The 24,699-nt window shown below is 40.9% G+C and carries 22 protein-coding genes and 2 pseudogenes; 13 read left to right on the top strand and 11 right to left on the bottom strand.

What is annotated here, in order from left to right:
• The first annotated feature begins 103 nt into the window (after positions 1 to 103).
• From JUI58_RS11005 to JUI58_RS10970, 8 genes are all read left to right on the top strand, one after another.
• On the top strand, positions 104 to 1,051 hold the full coding sequence (locus JUI58_RS11005) for an SDR family oxidoreductase (RefSeq protein ID WP_204103831.1): 948 nt from the start codon (positions 104 to 106) through the stop codon (positions 1,049 to 1,051).
• 105 nt (positions 1,052 to 1,156) lie between these two features.
• Entirely contained in the window at positions 1,157 to 2,200 is a 1,044-nt protein-coding gene (locus JUI58_RS11000) for an NAD-dependent epimerase/dehydratase family protein (protein ID WP_204103830.1), read from the top strand.
• On the top strand, positions 2,194 to 2,964 hold the full coding sequence (locus tag JUI58_RS10995; RefSeq protein ID WP_204103829.1) for a sugar phosphate nucleotidyltransferase: 771 nt from the start codon (positions 2,194 to 2,196) through the stop codon (positions 2,962 to 2,964). Before JUI58_RS11000 ends, JUI58_RS10995 begins: the two co-directional genes overlap by 7 nt.
• A gap of 45 nt (positions 2,965 to 3,009) precedes the next feature.
• Positions 3,010 to 4,086 carry a glycosyltransferase gene (locus JUI58_RS10990; protein WP_204103828.1) on the top strand — a complete coding sequence of 359 codons (1,077 nt, stop codon included), beginning with the start codon at positions 3,010 to 3,012 and terminating at the stop codon, positions 4,084 to 4,086.
• Between the two features lie 12 nt (positions 4,087 to 4,098).
• Entirely contained in the window at positions 4,099 to 4,905 is an 807-nt protein-coding gene (locus tag JUI58_RS10985; protein WP_204103827.1) for a methyltransferase domain-containing protein, read from the top strand.
• 50 nt (positions 4,906 to 4,955) lie between these two features.
• A complete protein-coding gene (locus JUI58_RS10980; protein ID WP_204103826.1) occupies positions 4,956 to 5,609 on the top strand; it encodes a methyltransferase domain-containing protein in 654 nt (217 codons plus the stop codon).
• A 2-nt stretch (positions 5,610 to 5,611) separates the two neighbouring features.
• Complete coding sequence (locus JUI58_RS10975) at positions 5,612 to 6,661, top strand: polysaccharide deacetylase family protein (RefSeq protein ID WP_204103825.1); 1,050 nt, start codon at positions 5,612 to 5,614, stop codon at positions 6,659 to 6,661.
• A 41-nt stretch (positions 6,662 to 6,702) separates the two neighbouring features.
• Positions 6,703 to 8,313: a glycosyltransferase family 4 protein gene (locus JUI58_RS10970; RefSeq protein ID WP_204103824.1), complete on the top strand. Its 1,611-nt coding sequence runs from the start codon at positions 6,703 to 6,705 to the stop codon at positions 8,311 to 8,313.
• A 201-nt stretch (positions 8,314 to 8,514) separates the two neighbouring features.
• Here JUI58_RS10970 and JUI58_RS10965 read toward each other — a convergent pair whose 3' ends face one another.
• From JUI58_RS10965 to JUI58_RS10920, 10 genes are all read right to left on the bottom strand, one after another.
• The gene (locus JUI58_RS10965; protein WP_204103823.1) at positions 8,515 to 10,047 is read right to left on the bottom strand and encodes a hypothetical protein; all 1,533 of its coding nucleotides are present in this window, start codon (positions 10,045 to 10,047) and stop codon (positions 8,515 to 8,517) included.
• 69 nt (positions 10,048 to 10,116) lie between these two features.
• Complete coding sequence (locus JUI58_RS10960) at positions 10,117 to 11,352, bottom strand: phytanoyl-CoA dioxygenase family protein (protein WP_204103822.1); 1,236 nt, start codon at positions 11,350 to 11,352, stop codon at positions 10,117 to 10,119.
• Between the two features lie 16 nt (positions 11,353 to 11,368).
• A complete protein-coding gene (locus JUI58_RS10955) occupies positions 11,369 to 13,039 on the bottom strand; it encodes a glycosyltransferase (protein WP_204103821.1) in 1,671 nt (556 codons plus the stop codon).
• A gap of 26 nt (positions 13,040 to 13,065) precedes the next feature.
• Positions 13,066 to 13,338 carry a sulfotransferase domain-containing protein gene (locus JUI58_RS10950; RefSeq protein ID WP_348539877.1) on the bottom strand — a complete coding sequence of 91 codons (273 nt, stop codon included), beginning with the start codon at positions 13,336 to 13,338 and terminating at the stop codon, positions 13,066 to 13,068.
• Between the two features lie 14 nt (positions 13,339 to 13,352).
• Positions 13,353 to 13,898, bottom strand: a complete 546-nt coding sequence (locus JUI58_RS10945; RefSeq protein ID WP_204103820.1) for a hypothetical protein — start codon at positions 13,896 to 13,898, stop codon at positions 13,353 to 13,355.
• 54 nt (positions 13,899 to 13,952) lie between these two features.
• On the bottom strand, positions 13,953 to 15,803 hold the full coding sequence (locus JUI58_RS10940; RefSeq protein WP_204103819.1) for a glycosyltransferase: 1,851 nt from the start codon (positions 15,801 to 15,803) through the stop codon (positions 13,953 to 13,955).
• A gap of 9 nt (positions 15,804 to 15,812) precedes the next feature.
• Positions 15,813 to 17,303, bottom strand: coding sequence for a glycosyltransferase (locus JUI58_RS10935; protein ID WP_204103818.1), 1,491 nt, complete (start codon positions 17,301 to 17,303; stop codon positions 15,813 to 15,815).
• 35 nt (positions 17,304 to 17,338) lie between these two features.
• Positions 17,339 to 17,662: a hypothetical protein gene (locus JUI58_RS10930; protein ID WP_204103817.1), complete on the bottom strand. Its 324-nt coding sequence runs from the start codon at positions 17,660 to 17,662 to the stop codon at positions 17,339 to 17,341.
• Between the two features lie 362 nt (positions 17,663 to 18,024).
• Positions 18,025 to 18,360, bottom strand: a complete 336-nt coding sequence (locus JUI58_RS10925) for a XisI protein (RefSeq protein ID WP_204103816.1) — start codon at positions 18,358 to 18,360, stop codon at positions 18,025 to 18,027.
• The gene (locus tag JUI58_RS10920) at positions 18,348 to 18,764 is read right to left on the bottom strand and encodes a XisH family protein (RefSeq protein ID WP_204103815.1); all 417 of its coding nucleotides are present in this window, start codon (positions 18,762 to 18,764) and stop codon (positions 18,348 to 18,350) included. Before JUI58_RS10920 ends, JUI58_RS10925 begins: the two co-directional genes overlap by 13 nt.
• 78 nt (positions 18,765 to 18,842) lie before the next feature.
• On the opposite strand from JUI58_RS10920, the pseudogene JUI58_RS27705 reads away from it, so the two are divergent.
• The 5 genes and pseudogenes from JUI58_RS27705 to JUI58_RS10895 form a co-directional block, all read left to right on the top strand.
• A pseudogene (locus tag JUI58_RS27705) lies at positions 18,843 to 18,932 on the top strand (Uma2 family endonuclease); the annotation flags it as partial.
• A 66-nt stretch (positions 18,933 to 18,998) separates the two neighbouring features.
• Positions 18,999 to 19,886 (top strand): glycosyltransferase family 2 protein, encoded by an 888-nt coding sequence (locus tag JUI58_RS10910; protein WP_204103814.1) that lies wholly within the window; start codon positions 18,999 to 19,001, stop codon positions 19,884 to 19,886.
• A gap of 368 nt (positions 19,887 to 20,254) precedes the next feature.
• A complete protein-coding gene (locus JUI58_RS10905) occupies positions 20,255 to 21,436 on the top strand; it encodes a glycosyltransferase family 1 protein (RefSeq protein ID WP_239121394.1) in 1,182 nt (393 codons plus the stop codon).
• A gap of 176 nt (positions 21,437 to 21,612) precedes the next feature.
• Positions 21,613 to 23,016, top strand: coding sequence for a 3-isopropylmalate dehydratase large subunit (gene leuC, locus JUI58_RS10900; protein ID WP_204103813.1), 1,404 nt, complete (start codon positions 21,613 to 21,615; stop codon positions 23,014 to 23,016).
• A gap of 50 nt (positions 23,017 to 23,066) precedes the next feature.
• Positions 23,067 to 24,170 (top strand): fatty acid desaturase, encoded by a 1,104-nt coding sequence (locus JUI58_RS10895; RefSeq protein ID WP_204103812.1) that lies wholly within the window; start codon positions 23,067 to 23,069, stop codon positions 24,168 to 24,170.
• A gap of 44 nt (positions 24,171 to 24,214) precedes the next feature.
• On the opposite strand, the pseudogene JUI58_RS10890 reads toward JUI58_RS10895, so the two are convergent.
• Positions 24,215 to 24,699 (bottom strand): annotated as a pseudogene (locus tag JUI58_RS10890) (Uma2 family endonuclease); the annotation flags it as partial.

Below are 24,699 nucleotides of genomic sequence, written 5' to 3'. Positions count from 1 at the left end.
ACAATTCCCCACGATCCCGAAGAAATACAGCGATGCAATCCCTTTACTGCTTCTATTCCCTATGATTGGTCATTAAAACATCACTAATCGATGAAAAATTAACATGAAAATCTTAATTACAGGTGCTTTAGGATACATTGGAGGCAAGTTAGTAGAGTTTTTACGATCGCAGCCAGACTATGAATTGCGTTTGCTCCTGCGACGAATTCCTGTAGAATTGTCAGACTGGGTTAAAGATTTAGAGATTTGGCCAGGGGATATCACGAAACCGGAGACATTGCAAGGTATTGGGCGAGGAATTGATGCGGCGATCCATTTAGCATCATTAAATGCCCTAAGTTGTCAAAACAATCCTACCGCAGCACTGCAAACCAATGTGCAAGGAACCTTCAATCTTTTAGAAGTTTTAGGTAAAGAATTACAACAATTTATCTATTTTTCAACCTTTCATGTTTATGGGATCGATGAAAAAGGTATCATCACGGAAGAGACTGCGATCGCGCCAACTCATCCCTATAGTTCAACTCATGGAATGGCAGAATTATATGTTGGAATGTACGCACGACAAAGAAAATATGGCGCGTCCATTATTCGCTCGGCAAATCTCTTGGGTGCGCCTCTTTATTGGGGGACAAATTGTTGGACGCTTGTTGCAAACGATCTTTGTCGCCAAGCGATCGCGCAACAATGCCTTGTTTTAAGGTCTTCTGGTTTACAGGTTCGCAATTTTATCCCCCTTCCCGATGCGATCCGCGCTGTTGACTTACTCCTGCACAAAAATTTGCAATCCGTGGAGATTTATAATTTAGGAGGAACTCAAAGTTACAGTATTCTTGAAGTTGCTCAAATGGTACGGAAAGTGTATTTTGAAGTTTACGATCGCAAGATTCCCATCCACCGCCCCGAACCCAAACCGGGAGAAAAGAAAGACGATTTAGATTTTCGTTGCGATCGCCTCCAGACCTTGGGATTTGCACAACAGATGAGTTTAGAAGAAACGATTCGCCAGACCTTGAAATTTTGCGAGGAGAACTCAAATTTTCTCAAGTAATTGTTAAGCCGAACAATTTGATGATATTACTAATGCCATAACAACAAAATTCGCTCATCTTGGATTGCGTAATTTTTGGTTAATTTTACGGGGATTGAATAGTTTATGAAAGTGTTGGTGACAGGGGGTTGTGGTTTTTTAGGCTATCATATTTGCGTCTATTTTCGCGATCGCGGCGAAGAAGTCATCGCTTATGATAACTTAGCCAAACATGAATTTGCTCGCAATCCGTACATGACTCCAGCAGCAAGGGACTACAACCGATCGCAATTGGAAGAGATGGGGGTAGAAATAGTTGTAGAAGATATTCGCAACAAAGCAGCATTGCTTGAATATAGCAGTCAGTGCGATTATATTTGTCATACGGCGGCACAACCAGCGATGACGATTTCATGGGAGAATCCAGAACTCGATTTTTCGACCAATACCCTCGGCACCTTTAATGTCCTAGAATCAGCCCGCACGCATCAAATTCCCGTTGCGATTTGTTCCAGCATTCATACCTTTGGACCCGATCGCATCAATGCTTCCCTCACTGAAGCTGAAACCCGCTATCTTCGCCAACCCCCAGCCATTGATGAAAGCGAACCTTTACTACAAGGCACTGTAACGCCATTACACGCCTCTAAGCGTAGCAATGAAATCTATCTACAGGCTTATATTGATACTTTTAAACTCAAAGCAGCTTGTTTTCGCTTGACGGGAATCTACGGACCCAACCAATTTGGAGGAGAGGATCATGGTTGGGTGGCCAATTTCGCTATCCGTGCCATGTTAGGATTACCTCTGACGATCTTTGGGACGGGGAAACAAGTGCGGGATATTCTCTACGCAAGGGACGCTGCAGCAGCTTTTGGGGCATTTTACCGATCGCCGCAACCGGGTATTTATAATGTAGGAGGTGGAGTCAATCAGACCATTTCATTACTCGAATGTATCGATCGCATCGAAAAAATCCTAGAATGTAAAGCCGATGTTAACTTCAAGGAAGGGCGTTTTGGAGATTTGCGTTACTTTGTCACCGATTCGAGCAAGTTTCAACGGGCTACAGGTTGGGAAGCACGAGTACAACCAGAACAAGGAATAACTGAGTTAATCCAGTGGTTACAGAACTCCTCTAATCTCTTCACTCAAGATCGGTCATGTTAGCAGGAAAATTACAGATTCCCGAAGGGGCGATCGGTCTCATTCCCGCAGCAGGAGAGGGAAAACGCTTGGGTTTACCTTATCCCAAAGAACTCTATCCCGTTATTCGTGAAAACCGCTATAAACCCATCTCTCAGTTTGTTCTCGATGAAATGGTGAGGGCAAATTTACACCATATTGTCTTTGTTATTAATGAGAGTAAACACCAGTTAATCGGCTATTTTGGCAACGGTTACAGGTTTGGCTGTCATATTAGCTATGTCGTCCAAGAAATAGGCGATCGCCAAGGAAAATCTACTTCTCCTGGTCTTGCCCATGCCCTCGATTCAGCCTATCATCTGACACGGGGTAAAACCGTCTTTTTTGGCATGGCAGACACGATAATGCAGCCCGAGGGGGTATTTCGTCGCTTATCTGAAATTGCCGATCCCAATATCGATGTCATTTTGGCCTTATTTGGGACAGAAAACCCAGAAAAATTTGGCATGGTGCGATCGCACAAAACCGGCCGTATCTTAGAAATTGTCGATAAACCCCAGCATACCCACTTAACAAAAATGTGGGGTTGTATGATGTGGCGATCGCGCTTTACGGAATATTTACATCAATGCGTGAGTCAAGGGATATCCGATTTTGCAGCAATTATGAATCGCGCGATCGCCGAGGGTTTAAACTTCCACGGTTTAGACATTGTGGATGGGACTTACATCGATTTAGGCACTTACGATGAAATCATGTTAATGGATCGCCGTTTTCGCGAATCTTGAGGGGGTCATTTGCAATCTACTAAAATACTTCTGATTCAGTGTGAGATGCACAGTTGGCCAGCAGCCCGAGCATGGTCTTATAATGTCCATTTAGGTTGGGAAGCTGGGCTAAAAGCCAATTCTGTTGAAGTGCTTGTTATTACGACTCCTTGGCTTTCCCTTGCTAAAGACATTATTCGCGGACGAACCTTCGATCAAGTCTGGATTAATGACTTAGTATTATCTTCAGGACGAGATGGGGGAGATGTCAGCGAAGCACAATTAGAAATGCTGGCAACTTTAGCCCCCGTGCGGGTTGGTTTGCTCACGGAATCGATTTATGATTATACGGAAGCAGAAATGGCCGAACTGCCCGATATGCAACGAACCCAAGCAGAAGTAGAAAAATGTTTGCCCTATTTAACCCATGTTTTGGTATTTGATGAAGCAGATGCGATCGCCATCAAGCAACGTTGGAGGCTGCCTTGTATTTGGACTCCCTGTTCTGTTGCCCGTCGCCCAATTTATAATAATATCCCCCCACCAACTTACAATCAAGCATTATTTATGGGGAGTCTCTATCACGGACGACAAGCATGGTTAGACTCTCCCTGTCTTCAAGGGTATTTAAGCCTGAAACAGTCCCCAGATGAGGAAACATTACGCACTAAGATTTTTGAATGGTTGCATTGTCCTCAAACCCGTCGTTTCAAGGAAAATCCTTGGGCTATTTGGTTTTATCCCTTTTATCTTCATATCCTTCGTCATCTTCGCAAAAGTCACTATTTCAATTGGTTGCAGGCACTACAGTCGGGAATGGCTGTTGTGAATCTGCCTCACTTTGTTAAAACTTACACCCCGCGAGTCATTGAAGGGATGGCTGCGGGTCGTCCCGTCCTCTCTTGGGAAATTCCCGATCGCCCTCGTAATAAAGCCCTTTTTACCGATGGAAAAGAGATACTCTTATTTAATACCCCAGAAGAATTACGCGATCGCATTCAACAATTGCGATCGGATGCTCTTTTTGCCCGCAAAATTGCAGAAAATGCCCGTCGTTGCGTTCAACAATTCCATACGACGGATAAGCGGGTACAACAAATTCTCCTCTGGATCGAAACAGGAAAAGAGCCAATGTATCAATAAACAATTCTTGCGATGTTTTCCCTCAAAAAGCCCTTACAACGCCTTTATTGGAACTTTTATAAGAGTTTACCCATTCGCTATCTGCGGGCGGCACAATTTCGCAGTTTTCGCCCTTTGGGGGATGGTAAATTACGAGGTACGGCGATCGTTCGTCACTACTGGGAAGAATATCTCCAAAAACATCAAAAAGATATTTGCGGACGAGGGTTAGAAATTGGTAGTAACGCGACTCTTCGTCGTTTTGGTGTCACCAAAGCTGATGCAATTGACGTTTCCTCGCACAGTCCAGAAATTAATGTAATTGCTGATTTAAGTCGGGCAGATTCAGTACCCGAAAATACTTATGATTGCTTTATCAATCAGTTCACCATGCACGTTATTTATGATGTAGAAGCGGCACTCTATCACTCCTTACGCATTTTAAAGCCCAATGGGGTATTATTAATTAATTTTTCCTCTGTGGACTATTATTTTCCTGAAGGTTTAGATATGGGAACGGGAAAGCCATTATTTTTGTATCATTGGTTTACTCCGATCGCCGTGGAGAATTTGCTGCACCGAGTTGGACTAACCGAGGACAACTATCAGCTAGAAATTTATGGTAATCTATTTACACGCATTGCCTATGAGATGAATATGCCCGCAGAAGAACTCAGCGATCGCGAGCTAAAATACCAAGATACTCATTATCCCGTACTGATTTGCGTGCGGGCAATTAAAGGCGATCGCTGGCAAGTTAAACCTCCTGAATATCGAGACCCTTGGTATCCCAAAGGAAAGCCTGCAAGATGGAATTCTATTAAAGGAGAGCGTGTATAACTCTTAAATTTAACAATAACGCTTAAGTAGAAATCATAATAGTGAATTTGATGACTGAGAAAAATCTTCAGTGGGGCAATATGCGACGACTAACCCCAGTGAGCCGTGTTTTCGGGTTAGATCGAGGAATGCCCATCGATCGCTTTTACATTGAAGCCTTTCTGCAAAACCATACCAAAGATATTCAAGGTGTAGTTTTAGAAATTGAAGAACCCGTTTATACTCGTAAATTTGGCAGCGATCGCGTCTCCCAAAGTCATGTTTTACACGCGGAAATAGACAATCCTAGCGCTACAGTCGTGGGAGACTTAGTAACGGGGGAGGGGTTGCCTAAAGACACATTTGATTGTATGATTTTAACTCAAACTCTGCTAGTAATTTATGATATACAGAGCGCGATCGCCAATTGTTACCATGCCCTCAAACCCGGTGGAGTATTATTAGCAACCTTTCCGGGAATTAGTCAAATTAGCCGCTACGATATGGATCGATGGGGAGATTATTGGCGTTTTACCGACGCATCCGCACAACGACTTTTTGGCGATGTTTTTGGGCGCGATCGCGTAACTGTTGAAACTTATGGTAATGTACTGACAGCTTGTGCTTTTTTGCAGGGTTTAGCTGCCCATGAATTAAAGCAATCGGAGTTAAACTATCACGATCCCGATTACCAATTATTGATTACAGTACGAGCCATTAAATAATAATGCAAAAGCTATTCAATCTCGGCAATCGTGCAGTTCGCTGGTTTAGAAAAGAAAACACAAACGCAGCGCTAATTCTACTCTACCATCGGATCGCAGAACTACCCGCCGATCCTCAGTTGTTGTCTGTATCCCCTTCTCATTTTGCCGAACATCTGGAGGTATTACGGAAATATACACACCCTTTAAGTTTGCAGCAGCTTGTAGATGCTTTGCGATCGGGAAATCTTCCTCCTCGTGCTGTTGTCATTACCTTTGATGACGGCTATAGTGACAATTTAACTCATGCCAAACCGTTGTTAGCACAAGCCGATATTCCGGCTACAATCTTTATCAGTACCGGTTACACGGAATGGAAACAAGAGTTTTGGTGGGACGAATTAGAACGAATATTTTTACAACCGAATACTCTCCCTCAAACTCTTTCTTTAAAAGTTGCCGATCGACTTCACGAATGTGATTTAGGGAATGTGGCAACTTATCATCAAGAAGAATACGATCGCGATCGCAGTTGGAATGTCTTACAAGCAACGAATCCAACCCCACGTCACCTGATTTATCGAGCATTACATCAGCAACTTTTTGGATTATCAGGGGCAGAAATCGCGGCAACCTTACAAAAGTTACAAGAAAAGAGCGGACAAGGAACAATAGCTCGTCTCACTCATAAACCTATGATAAAGGAAGAAATAGTACAATTGGCAGAAGAGGGATTAATTGAAGTGGGAGCCCATACCATGACCCATCCCGTTCTTGCTAATTTACCGATCGCAGCCCAACAAGAAGAAATCGAACGCAGTAAAACAACTTTAGAAACAATTTTAGGGCATTCGGTGAACAGTTTTTCTTATCCCTTTGGTACACCTCAAGTTAGTTATACATCCCAGACCGTTGAACTGGTGCGGGAAATGGGATTTAACTGTGCCGTTACGACCTCTCCAGAGCTTGTTGAGGGAAGCGGCGATCGCTATCAACTCCCACGTATTGGCATTCGTGATTGTAATGGTGATGAATTTGCCGAGCAATTGCAAGAACTATTGCCTGTAGCATAAAAGAATACATATTTCACTTTTTAAGATAGGAAAAGCGTTTCTTGATCTATCAACAACAGTTAAAAGAAAAAAGTGGTGTGTTACCTCGCGTTGTCCATTTGAGTCAATCCGATCGCAAAGGGGGAGCAGCACTGGCCGCATCTCGTCTCCATCAAGGCTTACAGCGTGCAGGATATTCATCCTCTTTATTTGTTTGCGATCGCGTTTCAGACGACCCCAATACAATCGCCTTTCAACCTGCACAGTTTCAAGAATTAAATCCCATTCCAACGGTTGGAGGTTATTTATTCACGGACGATCGCAGTCCTTATCAATCTGAGATTTTGCATCAACTTCCCGATGCAGATATTGTACATCTGCACTGGGTAGCTGGATTTGTGGACTATGCCCACTTTTTGAGCAATTTAGCCCCCGTTGCTCCCATTGTCTGGACGCTACACGATACCAACCCCTTTACTGGAGGATGTCACGGTAATGTGGGGTGCGATCGCTTCACAGTTGCTTGTGGAGCCTGTCCGCAACTAGGGTCAACCCAAGAAAGCGATCGCTCTCGGGAAATCTGGCAACGCAAGGATCAGGCTCTCAAAAAAGTAGATCGCGATCGCCTTCACATTGTCACTCCCAGTCAATGGCTGGCCGATCGGGTTAAAGAGTCCTCCTTATTAAGAGAATACCCTCTGACAGTCATTCCTAATGCTTTAGATTTGGAGGTATTTGCCCCTCGCGATCGCGCCTTTTCTCGGGAAATTTTAGGCATTCCTCCAGAAGCGAAAGTCCTCTTATTTGCAGCCAACTATTTAGAAGATCCCTATAAAAACTTTCCCGCACTGATTGAAGCGATCGAACAATTACCCAATATTAAAAACATCTTTCTCCTCTCCGTCGGTCGCGGTACGAACAAATTACCCGTCTCTCTTCCTTATTTACATCTTGGCTATATTAACCAACCTCGTTTTCTCTCCCTCATCTATAGTGCCGCAGATTTGTTTGTTTTGCCCTCCAAGCAAGATAATTTTCCCAATGTCTGTCTTGAAGCGATCGCCTGTGGGCTGCCTGTGGTTGCTTTTCCCACAGGAGGAATTCCGGAAATGGTACGCTCTAATGTAACCGGATTACTCGCCTCAGAAGCCACCAGCAAAGCATTATCGAGAGCGATCGCTACTCTTTTGCAAGCTCCCCAACACTTAAAACAAATGCGGCATAACTGTCGCGAAATTGCCCTCAAAGAATACAATTTAGAGCAGCAAGCACAATGCTATAGCGCACTCTATCAGCAGCATTATCACGATGCGATCGTCCTTGGAGAAGGCTGGCATCCTCTCGAAACTTATGAGGGGAAAACTTTTCAATGGGTCACGAATGACGCTCAATTTAGTATCAAGAATCCAACAGGTTTGCGGACTACTCTTCGCCTTAATATTGAGCCGGGACCAAGCCTCATTCATCTACCTCTCGAACTATATTTATGCGATCGCCGCGATCGTATTGCAACAAAAATTTTCATTCAGTATCGAACAATTATTTTTCTACAACTCTCCATATCTCCAAATCAAAACAATCAGTTTAGACTACATCTTGAAAATAAGAGTCAGGAATTAACAACAGATCCACGTATCCTAAACTTCCGAGTGTTTTCTTTAGGCTGGAGCTAATCGATCTCAACTAATAAGAGATTGTAAATTATTTCACTATTGATGCGTTTGCCCTGCGAGAATAACCAATCTCTCCCATCGCTTCTCCATGATACTCCCAGAATAAATTATGTAAAGTGATTAAGTAAGACACGAAAAAAACCATTTCCCGATCGCGGGTAAGAAGCTATCCAAATAATCATTTTGATTCCTTACCTAGAATTACTGATGGGGAACAAAATCGATGGATTGAATCGGTAAACCTAAAGCTCGAAGATCGGAGGATCCCGATCGCTTAGGATAAAATGGCTGACAAAGCAGTGCTAAATTTTGAACTTGTTGCTGAGGATCGAACAATTCTGATTTTACAGTGAAAGTAATCTTCCATTGCGTCCAATCATAAGCAACATCTTTTAGGGTGCGATCATTGAACAATAAAGATAATTTGAGATTGAGATAATCTGGTCGAATGGGAAGCAGTTGAATCGTAACATCATAGGTTTGAGGAGGGAGGGAAACTTTTAGCACTGAAACCGCATCACTCCAGCGAAAATCTTGTTCTTGCCAATATTCGATCGGATAAAATCCAATGAGATAATTTTCGTCAATATTGGGAATGTTATAGGTATAAAGTTCGGGAAAAGAGGGTTCATTATTTTGCAAATACTCGCTAATAAACTTTAAGCGTCCATAACTTACAGAGTCATACCACATCTCAACAAAAATATTGTAATTGATCTGAAGAAAATCGCGAGCAATATGTAGCCATACGCTCAGGAGAGAAATTTTAAAGCGTACTTGAAAATAGGACCACTTAGCACCTAAAAAAGAATACGGTAAATAGTCGATCAACGCTTTTAGCTGTACAAAATAACTAACTTTACTCTTGTTTTTGAATGGGCTGCTGAGTAAATGTTTTATTAGTATTTTGCAAATATAACGAGCGTTTTCAGGTCGATAGACCTCACGTTTTGACCATTCTATTGAACGTCCAATATATTTTGTACAATGTTCATCAGAAAATTTGGCACGATAACGACATTCATTGTAACCATGACTACTTTGAGGTATAAAGGATGAATGGAAGTAGGTTGAATTATAATGATAGATATTCGCTTTCTCCGCATAGCCAACAGAATGACCTGATTGAAATATGCCCAACGAAAATATACGTGAAGCAAAACACCCAAGATCGAGAGGAAATCCACCTAAATCTTGATAGATTTTCCGAGGGATTGCAAATCCGCGAACGTTAAGATTATGCCAATACTCTTCTTTTTTCTCAGGATCGAATTCCTGAAAATATAGACGATCGATGAATTCGCCAAGGTAGTTGTCATTATCACCATTATTTCTACATCCTACAATTTTCTCATCATGAGTTTTTAAATAATGGTTAAGTTCTTGTAAGCAGGTTGATGCACCACTTGCGTGGGACTCTGTAAATAAAATCATTTCATTCTTTGATTTTCTTACACCAATATCATAAAGTTTTCGACTATTATTGGTATCAGCAAAAATCATTCGATCGCAAGGACGCAACATTTTTTGAACTTGCTTATTCAACGTGGGATCTGTTGTGTTAGATGCAACAATAACTTCATAATTTTCATCTGGATAATCTTGTTGAGTCCAACTCTTAACACTTTTGAGAGCGTAGCCTCGATGATCTGTTAAAGGAAAAATAATTGAGAACTTAAAGTCATTGGAGGTGATTTCGGAAGAAACTTGAGAAGGGGAGGTTGCTACAGTCATGTTTTTGAGAAAAAGATAAATGGTTTACTAAGAAAATAAAAAGATGATGAGAGAAAAAGGCGATGAATTCTAACCCGATCGCACCAGAGAAACAGAGTGAATCGCCAGCCCGAGTTCGCGCGTATCATTACTGCGATCGGGATAAAGATCGCAAAAACGCAAGGTTTGAGCAATATGAAAACTCACTCGCACTATTCCTTGATATTGTTGCAAAGTTTCTGCCGTTACGGATGTTTCTACGACTACAAAACGATCGCTTTGCGACCAAGAGAGAGAAACAGGACGATCGCAGACTCGAATTTCTAGACTTTGCAGGACTTCTGGAGAAACTGCGTGTAGAATTTGACAAGTTAATCGTCCTTCTCCTTCTTCTTGCCAACTGAGATCGAGCCACGATCGCCTCTCACTCATCCAGCGAAACCCAATATTATTATCTTGTTCCGCTAAATGCCAACCGATGCCAGAAATCCTTTGTTCTAGGGAAAAATGAGCCGCATCGGGTAAAGCAGAAGCCTCGAGGGGATGTGGATCGCTTTCTGGAGGGGGGATTAAAGGGTTGACGCTACTGCGATCGCTGCCACTCAACAAAATAACGGGATGCGATCGCTCCAATTTGACAGAAGGCAATGTTGCTCGAAAGGTTAACCCAATTCTACGCTCTCGAGAATAATTGGGATTAGAGTGATGTAGGATCCGTTCGTCGAATAAAAAGAACTGACCCGGTTGGAGAACCATTGAAACTTTATCCGCTTCATTAAAAGCCGTGGGATCGGCACATAATCCCCCAAACCAACCGGAGAAATTGGCATTATTATTCTGTACCTTTTTGATGGCATGAGTGTGAGTACCGGGGATTAAATCAACACAGCCATTTTCAAGGGTTGCTGGGGTAATGGCCAGCCAAACTCCAAGACTCTCTATCTGTTCCAATTGAGAATGCCAGCGATCTTGATGCCAAGGATATTCTTCTTGGGGTTGACCCGGTTGCGCGGGAGGTTTATCAAAAAGGTGGGAATAGCGCACAATAAGATCCGCACTGTGTAGAGAAACCAAGCGATGGACAATTGCAGGAGCCGAACACAATTGCCAGATCGTTTGACTATCCAGATGCCGCATTTGGGTCTGATAAGGAGAGAAGGGGGAAGGGGTGGTTAAGACGCGATCGCAAATAATTTCGCGATAGGGTGTCATTTCTTCTGGAGAAAAGGCCGTAAAGGGTCCTAAAAACCCCTGCTGACGATACTGCTCGATCTCATCAGTGGTTAAATGGTATTTAATAGCAGTTTTGGAAGCGATCGCACTCATTAAAAGAACCTCCCCATTAATTGCTCCATCCTAAATCAAAAACGCGAAAATTCAAAATTCGCGAGTCGGAAGATAAGGGTTTACTTTCTTGCTGACAGTGCAGTTTAAAACTTGTCGATCGCCGAGAGATAATAGGGAGTTGAATATATAGGGTTTCTCGATTGTGAGTAGAGAGGGTCAAAATAGTTTTTCCTTGATGATCTTGGAGATGGAGAGTGAGGGGAAGTTCCCGCAAACTCGGACCCGGTTCCAACAATAATCGCAGTGTTTTGAGATCGCCAGTTGGGTTATAAATTCTAATTTCTGCGTCGTTATTGACCCAACGAAAGGTTTCTCCTGCAAAGGTTTCCAGATCGTACCAGTTATCCCCTAATGTGATAATATCTGTCCCCGTTTGATGATAAAGCTCAATATAACGACGAGCCTGTTGTTCTAGGGTATATTCAGCTAGAGCAATACGTCGGCAATGAGAGGAAAATTCTGTCAGTTTGTCCGAGTCTTTCAGGAGAGATGCGATCGCGCGACTCAACTCTTGACTATTTTCAGGAGAGACTAAGGATCCGGTTAAATTGGGACGCACGAGATCGGGGATTCCTCCGACATTAGTTCCTACCACTGGAGTCCCACAAGCCAGAGATTCTAACACTACATTGGGGAAATTATCCTGCTTGGAGGAAATAACAAATAGATCCGCAGCACTGTAAACCAAGGACAGCAATCGTTCATTTTCAATAAATCCTAAATGGAGGTGAGGAATAGATACGGGGAGGGAAGAATTTCCTCGACCTAGAGAAAGAAGATATAAATTAGGTAATCTGCTGAGATTGCTAAGAGCCTCTCTTAATAAATTAAAATTTTTAATCGGATTGGCGAGATAATCTGCTACAAAAAGAACAACTTTGGCATTTTTTGGCAATCCCAAAACTTCCCGCGCAAAGAGGCGATCGCGTGGTGCAAAGTTATCGGTATCAATCCCTGTCGGAATTGTCGTCACGGGATAATCTCGAAATAAAGAAGATTGTTTCAGTTTTTGGGTCATCCACTGACTCGGTGCGACGAAGTGAAGGCGATCGCGGGCAACATTTTTGATTGCTTTCTTTTTACTTTCCCAGATTTGCCGAGATAGATCGTTTTCTTGAGTTGAATTGAGTTGCGGACACATTCCACAAGATTGAGTAAAGCGATCGCAAAAGTTGTCAACATGACACCCTCCCGTCAAGGGATTTTCATCGCTCAATCGCCAAATAATAGGAGTTAGAGTGGGGATTTTAGAGAAAAAGGTCTGATAATCAACAAATCCTGCAATCCAATGCAGATTAATAATTTCTGCTTCTGGAAGTTGTTGTAAAAGTTCGGTAGTATAGGGACTGCGATCGCTACTAAAGAGAGTATTATGTATTGTGTTTGTTTGCAGGGGAAGATTGGCTGCATTTTCCTGGTCTACCCGTGTCGGACAAAACTGTTGTGTTGCGCGATCTCCTAGTGTCTCGGAAGAACAATCATTCCGCAATTTCTCTAATACAAATAATGTCGAGTCATAGCCTAAACGATGTAATTCTGAATGTAGGCGATAAGTTGCATTGGGCGCACCTCCACCCATATCTTTTGCACTCAAATGAACGACTCGCAACGGCAAAAATCTCCGATCTAATATTCCATTTTGTCGCTTATCTTGTCGATAAACCATTTATAATTAGTAAAATTGAGTATAATTCACCAATTCAAATCTTGTTCGTATCCAGTTTGAATTAACACGTCTCCAAACCGTTTTTTAAATTCATCCTTGACGCGATCGGAGAAGTAGTTTTTCCAGTCTCCAACAATCCCTTTCCGTTGATGAGCAGTAATATCTTCTTCTCCTTGCTTACGACCTGTTACTACTTCAAAAGTATTATACTTTACCACATCGTGAATATGCTGCTTACTGACATTAATTTGACAATAGTTAATAATTTTTTCAAATACCGCAAATTCATCAGCAACGATATCTTCATAACGAATTAAAAGAGTATCAGAATCCTTTGACCAAGATGTTTGAATAATTGCTTTTTTTTGTATCTAAAAATAGGATATTTTAATATTGCTATCAATCCTTCTTCTAGGTTACATGAATTTAAAAGCTGACGCATTTCAATATGTCTTTTTGTTAATAGTATATGACTAATTTTAAAACTAAAATACGAAGAAACCAAAGTATCGTGTAAATCTCGAATCACAACTACCTTTAAATAGGAACACTTATCTTTTTGAAAATTTTTATAGTTTGTCCATAAATTGCGAGGATATTTCAATCCATATTTTAAAGTATGCACATTCACAGTATTTGCTAGTACCGCATCAAACTCAGGTTTGGTGACATAAACAGCTAAATAAAACCGACCCAATTGAATTGGCTCTTGAACAAAGTGACCAACATCGAGTTTGGGAAGTTGTACGCGATCTAAAGCACAATATTTGAGAATTTCAGCCACCCATTGAGAGCCAGCTTTTTGGTGGGTAATATGAAATACGGTAGGAGTGGTCATGCTTGTTTGCTCGCTTTTCATTTTGAAATATAATTTATTATTATTTTCCTCTTTTAGGGAAAACAATTGGTTTTACTAGACGAGAATGCCCAAATGTGCCAGTTGATAATATAGCCAAGATTTTTTGAGATAGGGTTTGATATTTAACTCGATTTCTAACTGAGAGACAGTGCGATGGTGACAGCGCGATCGCAGATGATTCATTTCTTCAGTACCGATCGCCTCCCATCCTTGGGTTTTTTGCTGAGGATAGACGCGAAATGCACCTAAAAAACGGGGAAGTCTAACAAATTTTGCTCCCACTGTTTGAAATCGTAGCAGTAAATCCCAATCCATTGCAAAGCGAAAGGATTCATCTACATATCCTCCTACTTTCTCCCATAATTCTCTTCGCCAAAAAAGGGTTTCTTGAGGGATATAATCAGCCCAGAGTAATACATCATTGTCATGAGGAGGAAGCACCCAACGGCCTATTTCTTCATCTTGTTCATTGATTAAAATTCGGTGTCCGTAGACCACATCAACATCAGGATGTTTGTGAAAATAATTCGCAATATAGAAAAGTGTTCCAGGTAAAAGTAAATCATCTGAATTTAACCATGCCATAATTTCTCCAGTCGTCTGGGAAAATCCGCGATTAATTGCATTTGCTTGTCCTGTATCTGCTTGGGATTTAATTTGTATGTTTTGGGAACAATATTTGTCGAGAATTTTCAGCGTGTCGTCGGTGGAAGCGCCATCTTGGATAATATATTCCAAGCTAGGATAATTTTGTTCTAGGATGCTAGTTATAGTGCGATCGATAAACTTAGCGTGATTATAGGAAGGTGTAACTAAAGAAATGGAAGGTAAATCAATAGATGATTTTTGGGAATAATAAGATTTGGGAATGTGGAGGGGACGGGGAAGATATTGAGGGGTTAATGTTAACTTATTGGTTTGATTTTTTAGCGCTTTAATTAATTTGATAATAGGTTGAGGAATCAGTTTTTTCAAGAAAGGACGTAGATAGTATAAATCCCAGTATCTTAAGGAGAAATGACGAAAGGCGATTAAATCTTGAATTGTCTCTTCTTTGCCGATTAACTCTTTTTTTAAGTCTTGGATTGTTTTTTCGTTTTGGTTTAATAAGTTTTCATATTGTTTAACAAGTTTTTGGATATCTTCGGGAAAATTAGATAAATCAAGTTTTAAGTTTATATCTGACAACTTATTTTGACGAGAATAGCCAACCTCTCGCATGGCCTCTCCGTGATATTCCCAGAATAAATTATGCAGATTGAGAGGCATTTCATCCTGCCAATCGCCAATTTTACCTCGTCTAAAAAACTGGGGATCTATTTTATTTAGATCGGAGAAATTGGGCGGAGACGTAATATTATCTATTGTGGAAATGGAAATATTAAGCTGAGTTAATGCGTAATCAATGATTTTTTGTGGATTCTCAGATTGAGTGAAATCTTCAAACCTTAAAACAACAGTATTGGCTTGGCGATGCGTCCAAGCTAATACATGATTCGACCAGCCTCCAAAGTAAGTTTTTTCAGTAATTAAATGTTCGAGAATCGTTTTAAAATCTCGTCCTTGAACTTCCTCAGCTTCAATATCTTGAATAAAATGAGTATAGGAAATTAAACTATCTCTACCATCTCGCAACAGGTAAATTGCTGGATAATTATCTTGGGGAAGTTCGTGAGTTTTAACGAAAAATATGTCCCGAGATTGAGCCATTTTTGCTATAGAAAAAGGACGATAGTTCCATCCTGACAAGTTTTGTAATTGTTTGCCTGAAGGACCCAATTTTTCCAGTTTAATGACAGAATCGTAGCCTACATCTAAATAAGTCTTCACTCCATAAAAGTGATGAAGTAGGATACGAAAAAAATTATTGCCCGATCGCGGGTAAGAAGCTATCCAAATAATCATGATTTCAGGTTAAACTAGATCGAAGTTAATTTCTTGAATGGCTAATCCCAATTCCCGGCGATCGCTTGAACCCTGTTCCCATAATCGTAGAGGATTCATTAAAAAGGTAAGATAAAAAGAAGATTCGCTAACTCGCAAGAACATTTTTTGACTAATCTCAAAGGAAAATCCTGTTCCATCAGGGTTTTGTGTAAAATTAGGAATAGGCCGATCGTTACAGAATATTTGCAAATGTAAGGGAGGATTTTGAGGTCTGACGGGTAAAGTTTCAACTCGTACATTATAAGTATTGGGAGCAAGAGAAACAAGAATAGAAGCAATAGGTTCTGACCAGCAAAAACTTTGTCCTTGCCAAGTTTCCAACCCATGAAAACCGATTAATCTTTCTCGATTCAACTCCGCAAAATTATAGCAATAAACTTCAGACTCAAATACTTTGGTTTGGTTAAGATGTTCGGCAAGATATTTGTAGCGACCGTAGGGAATAGTTGCTTGCCAATATCGATTGTAGGCAGAGTATAATCGATCGGCATCAAACCGCATAAACCATGCCCACAAGTAAGACCAAGACAATTTAAACCATGCTTTCCACAAAAACCAGTGCATTCCCAGATAGGCTGAAATGATAGCTTGCCAGAATGCTTTTTGTTGTAATTGTTTCATTGCTTGTGGCATTTCTTTGCGTTTCTCAGAAAAAAAGTTTTGCGCTAGAATTGAAGCAAACATTTGGGCTGTTTGTTGACGATATATTGCCCGATTTGACCAGAGAGGAAGATCCCCAAAATAGCGATCGCAATAACTGGCAGGATATTTCTCTCGATAGCAAAATTCTCCATAGACAAATTCAATACTGGGTTGCAGAGAAGCGGCGATCGTTGTGTTGTTACAATGTGCAACAATCGCGTTGGTCATATAGCCCAATTTATAACCTTGACTGTGAAGTTTTGTGCTTAAAACACGCTCGCAAAAACGTCCAAATTCCCACTCAAATCCTCCCATTTCCAGATAAAGAGAACGAGGAATGGCAAATCCTCGCACAAGAAGGCGATCGAAATAGTTTTCTTCTCGTTCTGAATTCACCGTTAGGGAAAATAGTTTTGCTTCGACTTTAGCAATTAGATTGGGGTTTAGACTTTCGCTGCGACAACAAGCTGCATCATAATTTTGGGTTGTAAAATAATCAAGGACTTCGGTAATACAATTACTTGCTGCAATACAGTGAAGTTCAGTTAAGAGTAATAACGATCCGCGTGCATTTTGCGCTCCAATATTGTAGAGTTCGTATTCATGCTCGGGCTGACAGTGAAGTAAAGAATCTTGAGGTTGAAGTAATGGTTGAATTTGCGACTCTAGCTCGCTTTGAGTTCCATCTGCGACCACAATGACTTCATATTGGCTGCGATCGCAAGTTTGTTTTTCTACCCAACTTCTTACGCATTTAAGAGCTTGGCCGCGAGGGTCAAATAGAGGGATAATAACTGAAATGGCTTGACTGTTCATGAAATTAAAATTAAGTGATTATGATGCCTGAAGAATTAAAAGTTATGAGTCAAATTGTTGGAGAAAACTATTGCTAAATCAATAAAACCGATATCGCCAGAAATTACTTGCGAGGTTCTGTTGAATTGCTTCAGATTTAGATGTTCTAAATTGTTGGGATAGAGTAGCAAGACGGTACTGTTAGGAGGAACTCGCGCTTGTAGTTGAGCGGCGATCGCCCTGACTTTTTGAGCCAACTGCTGATAAGTTAAAGATTGGCTGGGAATCTTACCGTTTTGCAAAAAAGTGTAAGCCAATCCCTCGGGTTTTTCCTTGGCTCTTGCTTGTAAAATTGAGATAATAGTGCGATCTTCAACCATGATTTTCAGGCAATTCAGGAAAGCATTCAGAACTTTAAAAATTTATCCAATAAAGTTTTGACGAAATTGGAAGGTTTGAGAAATCTGAAAACAAAAACGGTTCGACAAATCCTTGCCGGCGATATTGTTCGATCTCGTCAGCCGTCAAATGTGGTTTAATAGCAATACGGGAAGCGATCGCGCTCATGGAATAGCCTTTTAATTTCAAGATAGTACCGCATTAGTTTACCAAGAAATGAGTTTAAAGTCTCGCACTTCGGCAAATAAAACTTAGTCTACATTTTCACCAGAGAAGCGATCGCAATATTAGTTAATCCAAATAAAACTTAGTCTACATTTTCACCAGAGAAGCGATCGCAATATTAGTTAATCGCAAATTCAGTGTATTGACGAACATCTGGAGCATGAAAAGCAAGAACAATATCTTCTTTAGAAATTCCTGCTTCTAGAAGTTCCGGAGTAATTCCCTCTTCAATACCATCACGATGAATCCAGATTTTCTCATTGCGAATTTCAGCGTGAACGAGAACACCATGAACCCGAAGATCCTCTTGCCAACCTTCATCCATTAAGACAAATTGATCGCGATTTCTATTGATGATAAGAGTTGTTGTTACATCGCCATAACGATATGGAAGATTGGCGTATTTTTGTAGAATATCTTCAAGAATATCACGGTATCGATCTAGGGTATCCATTGAATGATTTCCTCCATTTTAGCGTCAAAGATAATCAAACGAAGCTCGGTTGTTTCTAAAAGAAGCTGCCCAATTTCTTCAGAAAAAATATTTTTAAACACCGAGTTTTTAATGGCTAAGTATAAGAGACGATCTGGATCTTGGCGATCGAGAACTCTAGCATATACAATAAATTGTCCCAGTGCATTTTCAAGGTCTTTTAGAGGAGAAGGACTAAGAAAACTTTTAATCTCAACCGCAATTTTTTGTTGCTCTCGTTGTGCCGCAATAAGTTTTTCTGCTCCTAGATCGATCATCGCTGTTCGACGACCGATTTTTAGAGTAAGCGGATCGTCTGTAATTGTCCAGCCATCTTTTTCGAGAGCAGTTATTACAGTATCGTGATAGATATCTTTAGCAGCCATGTTGCATTCTTAAATTTCCTTTTCTGTGGATATTATATTTTATTATACTACAATAGTTCAGGTCTAATTAAGAAAACAATGACTGGAGCAATTACTCTAACACCTTTACCAGACCATACTCAATTACCCGATGAAGATGGTAGTTTTGTGAAGAATTTTCAAGAACATCGGAATAATGGCCGTTATGAACAATTAGCTGCTAACAAACGGGGACATTAATAACAGAAAATTAAAATGGTTTTAAAATTTAGTGTTATTACTCCTTCTTACAATCAGGGACGTTTCATCGATCGCACGATTCAAAGCGTCCTCAAGCAAAGCGATCGCCATTTTGAATACTTGATTTGTGATGGAAGGAGTACGGATAACACTTTAGAGATTATACAGCAATATGAGGGGCAATTAACTTGGCTATCCGAGTGCGATCGCGGACAAGCGGATGCAGTCAATAAAGGCATTTCTCGCACTACAGGAGAGATTATCGCTTGGCTCAATTCTGATGATATTTACTATCCCCAAACTTTGCAAACCGTGCGGGAAATTTTTACCACTTACCCCCAAGTACAAGTTGTTTACGGAGATGCTGATATTGTTGACGCAAAGGATAATATTATTGGTTCTTATCCCACCCATCCTTGGAATTACCATTACCTCAAACAAATTTGTTATCTCTGTCAACCTGCTGTCTTTTTTCGTCGTCAACTGGTCGATAAATATGGCTCGCTTAATTCCTGTTTAGAGTATTGCATGGATTATGAACTTTGGTTGCGTTATGGAGCCAAAACACCTTTTTATTATCTCCCTCAAAAACTGGCTGCATCTCGTTCTTATTCAGCCAATAAAACCAATCGCTGTAAAGTTGCTGTTCATGCTGAAATCAATAAAATGCTTGATAATAGATTGGGTTATGTTCCCGATCGCTGGATCTTGGGATATGCTCGCATTTTGACTGATGAAAATTGGCATAACTTATCACACACTTCTCAAGGCGATCGCGACTATATCAATACCGTTATTGTCAACTGTTACCGAGAATTTACAAAGTGGCAAAAAGTACCGAGTCTTTATTCTTGTGTGCGTCTATTCTATTGGTGGATTCAGGCTTTGATTAACCCGATATAAAAACGATCGTACTCCTCAGATGAATTCTATGCGATCGTGTATTTTCATCGTCGTAAGTCATCCGCTATGTAATTACAGCATTCTCATTCAAGTAGAATCGAATCGTTCTTGACATATCGTTCTTGACATTTTATTACTGTCTTTAGTTTCTTAACTTTTGCTGAACTAACAAATTTTTCATCCATCTGCTGTCTGATTTCTCGCATATAATCGCGATAATATGCCAAGACATCAGATCGCTTAATTTGCCAACTATTCCCAAGAATTGCAGAAATAGTAAAAACCCTCTAGCATTTATTCTTGTTGTCATTTATTATATTGATTGACTTGCGCCATTTTCCAACAATGAATCAAAAAATACACTAATAATGAAAGTTTTTATTGATGTTACACCAATTAGTTCTCATAATACTGGCGTTGGCTTCTATATCAAAAACCTACTGGCAGAATTGTATCAATTGCAAACAATTTCCGATCTACAATTGCATCTCATTTACCAACCCGGTATGAAAAACTGGCTAAAAAGAAATTGGCAATTTCCTGAACTTATTCACTCTTATTCCCCCTTCTCTCTTCTTCCCCTTCCCGTTCGTCTCTCCAATCTTTATCTCGAAATTCATCCCCAAGGGTTTGCAAAATATTTAGAAAATAAGTTAAATATTAGAGGTATCATTCATGGAACAAACTACACTGTTTATCCTTATAACAACTGTGCTAAAATCATAACAATCTACGATTTAACCTGTATTCGCCACCCTCAACTTGTTAATCGCACCGCCAAGAAATATCCTCAGAGAATCAAAAAATGCTTGCAATGGACGGATATTATTATTACGATTTCCGAAAGTACCAAACAGGATATTGTTAACTTTCTCGATATTAATCCCGACAAGATTTTTGTGACCTCTTTAGCCAGTCGTTTTAGCAACTTTCAGTTTTCCAAGGATCTCGAATACTTAGAAAAAAGCATCAATTACAATTTTGAACAGCCCTATCTTTTGTTTGTCAGTACCCTTGAACCTCGCAAAAATATTGTTAATATTATCAAAGCCTTTAATTACCTCAAAGAGAAACATAAAATCCCTCATCATCTTCTTTTAGTTGGTCGTAAAGGCTGGGATTATCGAGCAATTTTTGCAGCAATTCATTGTTCTCCTTGGCAACAGCAAATTCACCATCTCGACTATGTAAATAATGAACAATTAGCACTCCTCTATAAACAAGCCGATTTATTTGTTTATCCATCTCATTATGAAGGTTTTGGACTGCCTGTATTAGAAGCCATGACCTTTGGTGTGCCAGTAGTAACATCTAATCTTTCCTCGCTGCCAGAAGTTGCTGGAGATGCAGCACTTTTAGTCGATCCAGAAGATGCGATCGCCATAGCTGAAGCAATTCTAAAAATACTGAACGATTCTCAATTACGAGAAAGTCTCAGTCAAAAAGGAAGAATGAGAAGTCAACAATTTTCTTGGCAAAAAACTGCCCAACAAACTTTACAGGTTTATCAATTTCTTATCAATCAAAATCATTCAGAAATTTCTATTTAACTACTTACGCATTGAACCACTAGCGGGCAGAAAATGTCTGCACTACCATAACAGGAGAATACAGGAGTGGGAGCGTCTCGCTCCCTAGGGGCATAAGCCCTATCCAAAAATAAATGGGAAGAGGGAACAGAATTTGATATAATGCTAACCTCTAAAGAGTTTGATTATTAGACAGTATGAGCAAAGGCACATTATTTGATAAAGTTTGGGACTTACATACCGTGGGAATATTGCCCTCGGGTCAAACGCAATTATTCATCGGACTGCATTTAATTCACGAAGTGACCAGTCCTCAAGCCTTTGCTATGCTGAGAGAACGAGGATTAAAGGTTTTGTTTCCCGATCGCACCGTTGCCACGGTGGATCATATTGTCCCGACAGAAAACCAAGCGCGTCCTTTTGTGGATGTCTTAGCGGAAGAGATGATGCAGGCTCTAGAAAATAGCTGCAAAGAGTACGGTATTCCCTTCTATAACATCGGTTCTGGGGATCAGGGGATTGTTCATATTATCGCCCCAGAACAGGGACTAACGCAACCTGGAATGACGGTAGCTTGTGGTGACTCTCACACTTCTACCCACGGCGCATTCGGCGCGATCGCCTTTGGCATCGGTACGTCTCAAGTTCGCGACGTGCTTGCCTCTCAAACCCTCGCCCTCTCTAAATTAAAGGTTCGCAAAATTGAAGTTAATGGGGACTTAAAACCGGGAGTTTATGCGAAAGATGTGATTCTGCACATTATTCGCACATTAGGGGTAAAAGGCGGTGTGGGTTTCGCTTATGAATTTGCGGGGACTACTTTTGAGAGGATGTCAATGGAAGAACGCATGACAGTGTGTAATATGTCCATTGAAGGCGGGGCGCGATGCGGTTATATTAACCCCGACGAAACGACTTATGAGTACCTTAAAGGGCGAGATTTTGCGCCGAAAGAGGGAGACTGGGAACAAGCTGTCTCTTGGTGGAATGGGATTAAAAGCGATCGCGATGCCGAATACGATGATATTGTTACCTTTGCGGCCTCAGAGATTCCCCCAACGGTGACATGGGGAATTACCCCTGGACAAGGGATCGGGATTGATGAAAGTATTCCCACCCCAGAGAGTTTAGCAGAAGGCGATCGCGACATTGCTGAAGAAGCATATAAGTACATGAAACTCGATCCTGGGGTGCCAATTCAAGGTACAAAAGTAGATGTTTGTTTTGTTGGTAGTTGTACCAATGGTCGCATAAGTGACTTGCGAGAAGCGGCGAAATTTGCCAAAGGTCATCAGGTGGCTAATGGTGTAAAAGCCTTTGTTGTACCGGGATCGGAACGAGTGAAGAAGGAAGCAGAAGCGGAAGGACTGCATCACATTTTCCTCGAGGCGGGATTTGAGTGGCGAGAGGCTGGCTGTTCCATGTGTTTAGCGATGAACCCCGATAAGTTGCAGGGAGATCAAATTAGTGCATCCTCCTCCAATCGCAATTTTAAGGGTCGTCAGGGGTCATCTACTGGGCGCACCTTGTTAATGAGTCCGGCCATGGTAGTCGCTGCGGCAATCAATGGCACAGTTACAGATGTGCGAAAGATGTTATAAACTTTTGTATATCTTGAATTTAAGCATTATCTTGTTTAATTAATACATTCATGGTGAATCTTGTTGAGTCTAAACCCTTAATGACTCAGGCTGAATATGCCAAAAAACTGCGCCCATTACTTCCTCCCGAAGCCTTTCAACCTGACAAAAACTACGTTTTGATTCTAGGGATCAATCTAGCAATTTTGATCTTAGGTTGGGGAATTGCCGATAGTCTCGATCGCTGGAATTGGTATTTCTTGTGGTTGTATTTACCTCTTGCTTTAATTATGGGGAATAGCGTCATTGTGGCGCTGTTTAGCACCCACAATATCATGCACAGTGCAACTATTAAAAATCCCCAGTTAAAGCAGGCGATCGTTGTATTAGGATTAACTATGTTATGGATGCCTCCGACCCTATGGAAAGCGGTTCATAATCGAGAGCATCATAATAACACAAACTCTTTCCAAGACCCAGATCGAAATTATTTGGAAGAACAACCCAAAAACTGGGGTAAATGGATTCAAAATAAGTTTGTTCCTTCCGCAGAAGTAAATCCAATTCTTTTAACAATTGGGATGGCACACTCTTGGGGAGTTCATGCTTTTCGCAATCTCAGTTCGGTGTTTTTGTTTAATAATGGGACAACAAAATATCCCGTATTTTCCTTTACAGTGAGTCCCCAGGAACGTAGGGCGATCGGCTGGGAATTACTGCTGGCGATCGCGATTCATTCAAGTATCTTAATATTTCTTGATTTTCATCCCATTAAGTTATTATTGGGTTACTTTTTACCGATTTGGATTGGCTATAGTGGAGCAATGTTTTATATCTATACAAATCATATGCTCTGTCAAATGACGGCGATTAATGACCCTTTAATTAACAGTATTTCTCTGCGAGTGCCGAAGATATTTGATGTGCTGCATTTGAACTTTTCCTATCATACAGAACATCATATTTTTCCCGGTATGAACTCGGATTACTATCCGATGGTACAAGAACTTTTGCAGACTCACTACCCCGATCGCTTTAACCTGTTAGATGTGGGCAAAGTTTGGCAATTACTGTTACAAACACCTCGACATTACCGGGATGAAACTACTTTTACGGATTGGCTGGGAGAGAAATCTGTTCCTTGTCCTTTGTCTGTGAATCGTCAAGAAGTATAGTAAATTTAGATTAGATTGGGTTACGCGATCGCACTTCTAGAAAATTAAGACAAGCGATCGGGATTAATATCTAATTGTTGGAGTTGATCGCGTAATTTTTGTAGTTCGGATTCAGCGCGATCGGCCCTTTGTTTTTCTCGCTCTTTCTCCAGTTGTTCTCGTTCCGCTCTTTCTCGTTGGCGATCGCGCTCATTTTCAGCGAAGATAGCTCGTTGTCGTTCTCGTTGTTTTTCTTGTCTTTCTCGTTCCTTCTCCAGTTGTTCGCGATCGGCACGTTCATTGGGAGTAGGAATCCAATTGCCAACCTCATCATAAAAGCGCAACCACAACCCCTCTACTCCCTCATAAATTCCTTCCCACAAACCCAAACCCAACCCCAACTCCTGCAACCACAATCGCCCCTCTTCTAAGTCTAACGGCTCATATTTTCCTGACTGCAAAACAAAACCCTGAAACTGATTTTCATAGCGGTCATAGATAACATAATAAGGAACTTGTAAGATTTCTTCGTAAACCTCCCATTTTGTCG

The sequence above is a fragment of the Spirulina sp. CCY15215 genome, assembly GCF_016888125.1.
Lineage (GTDB): Bacteria > Cyanobacteriota > Cyanobacteriia > Cyanobacteriales > Spirulinaceae > CCY15215.
This window is presented reverse-complemented; position numbering and strand designations above follow the sequence as displayed.

Excerpts from the sequence above, each read along its gene's own strand:
- JUI58_RS10990 (WP_204103828.1), top strand. The coding sequence starts at position 3,010 with ATGCACAGTTGGCCAGCAGCCCGAGCATGGTCTTATAATGTCCATTTA.
- JUI58_RS10955 (WP_204103821.1), bottom strand. The coding sequence starts at position 13,039 with ATGGTTTATCGACAAGATAAGCGACAAAATGGAATATTAGATCGGAGA.
- JUI58_RS10965 (WP_204103823.1), bottom strand. The coding sequence starts at position 10,047 with ATGACTGTAGCAACCTCCCCTTCTCAAGTTTCTTCCGAAATCACCTCC.
- JUI58_RS10995 (WP_204103829.1), top strand. The coding sequence starts at position 2,194 with ATGTTAGCAGGAAAATTACAGATTCCCGAAGGGGCGATCGGTCTCATT.
- JUI58_RS10980 (WP_204103826.1), top strand. The coding sequence starts at position 4,956 with ATGACTGAGAAAAATCTTCAGTGGGGCAATATGCGACGACTAACCCCA.
- JUI58_RS10905 (WP_239121394.1), top strand. The coding sequence starts at position 20,255 with ATGAAAGTTTTTATTGATGTTACACCAATTAGTTCTCATAATACTGGC.
- JUI58_RS10940 (WP_204103819.1), bottom strand. The coding sequence starts at position 15,803 with ATGATTATTTGGATAGCTTCTTACCCGCGATCGGGCAATAATTTTTTT.
- JUI58_RS10985 (WP_204103827.1), top strand. The coding sequence starts at position 4,099 with ATGTTTTCCCTCAAAAAGCCCTTACAACGCCTTTATTGGAACTTTTAT.
- JUI58_RS10945 (WP_204103820.1), bottom strand. The coding sequence starts at position 13,898 with ATGAAAAGCGAGCAAACAAGCATGACCACTCCTACCGTATTTCATATT.
- JUI58_RS11005 (WP_204103831.1), top strand. The coding sequence starts at position 104 with ATGAAAATCTTAATTACAGGTGCTTTAGGATACATTGGAGGCAAGTTA.
- JUI58_RS10910 (WP_204103814.1), top strand. The coding sequence starts at position 18,999 with ATGGTTTTAAAATTTAGTGTTATTACTCCTTCTTACAATCAGGGACGT.
- JUI58_RS10960 (WP_204103822.1), bottom strand. The coding sequence starts at position 11,352 with ATGAGTGCGATCGCTTCCAAAACTGCTATTAAATACCATTTAACCACT.
- JUI58_RS10935 (WP_204103818.1), bottom strand. The coding sequence starts at position 17,303 with ATGAACAGTCAAGCCATTTCAGTTATTATCCCTCTATTTGACCCTCGC.
- leuC (WP_204103813.1), top strand. The coding sequence starts at position 21,613 with ATGAGCAAAGGCACATTATTTGATAAAGTTTGGGACTTACATACCGTG.
- JUI58_RS10925 (WP_204103816.1), bottom strand. The coding sequence starts at position 18,360 with ATGGATACCCTAGATCGATACCGTGATATTCTTGAAGATATTCTACAA.
- JUI58_RS10975 (WP_204103825.1), top strand. The coding sequence starts at position 5,612 with ATGCAAAAGCTATTCAATCTCGGCAATCGTGCAGTTCGCTGGTTTAGA.
- JUI58_RS11000 (WP_204103830.1), top strand. The coding sequence starts at position 1,157 with ATGAAAGTGTTGGTGACAGGGGGTTGTGGTTTTTTAGGCTATCATATT.
- JUI58_RS10930 (WP_204103817.1), bottom strand. The coding sequence starts at position 17,662 with ATGGTTGAAGATCGCACTATTATCTCAATTTTACAAGCAAGAGCCAAG.
- JUI58_RS10920 (WP_204103815.1), bottom strand. The coding sequence starts at position 18,764 with ATGGCTGCTAAAGATATCTATCACGATACTGTAATAACTGCTCTCGAA.
- JUI58_RS10895 (WP_204103812.1), top strand. The coding sequence starts at position 23,067 with ATGGTGAATCTTGTTGAGTCTAAACCCTTAATGACTCAGGCTGAATAT.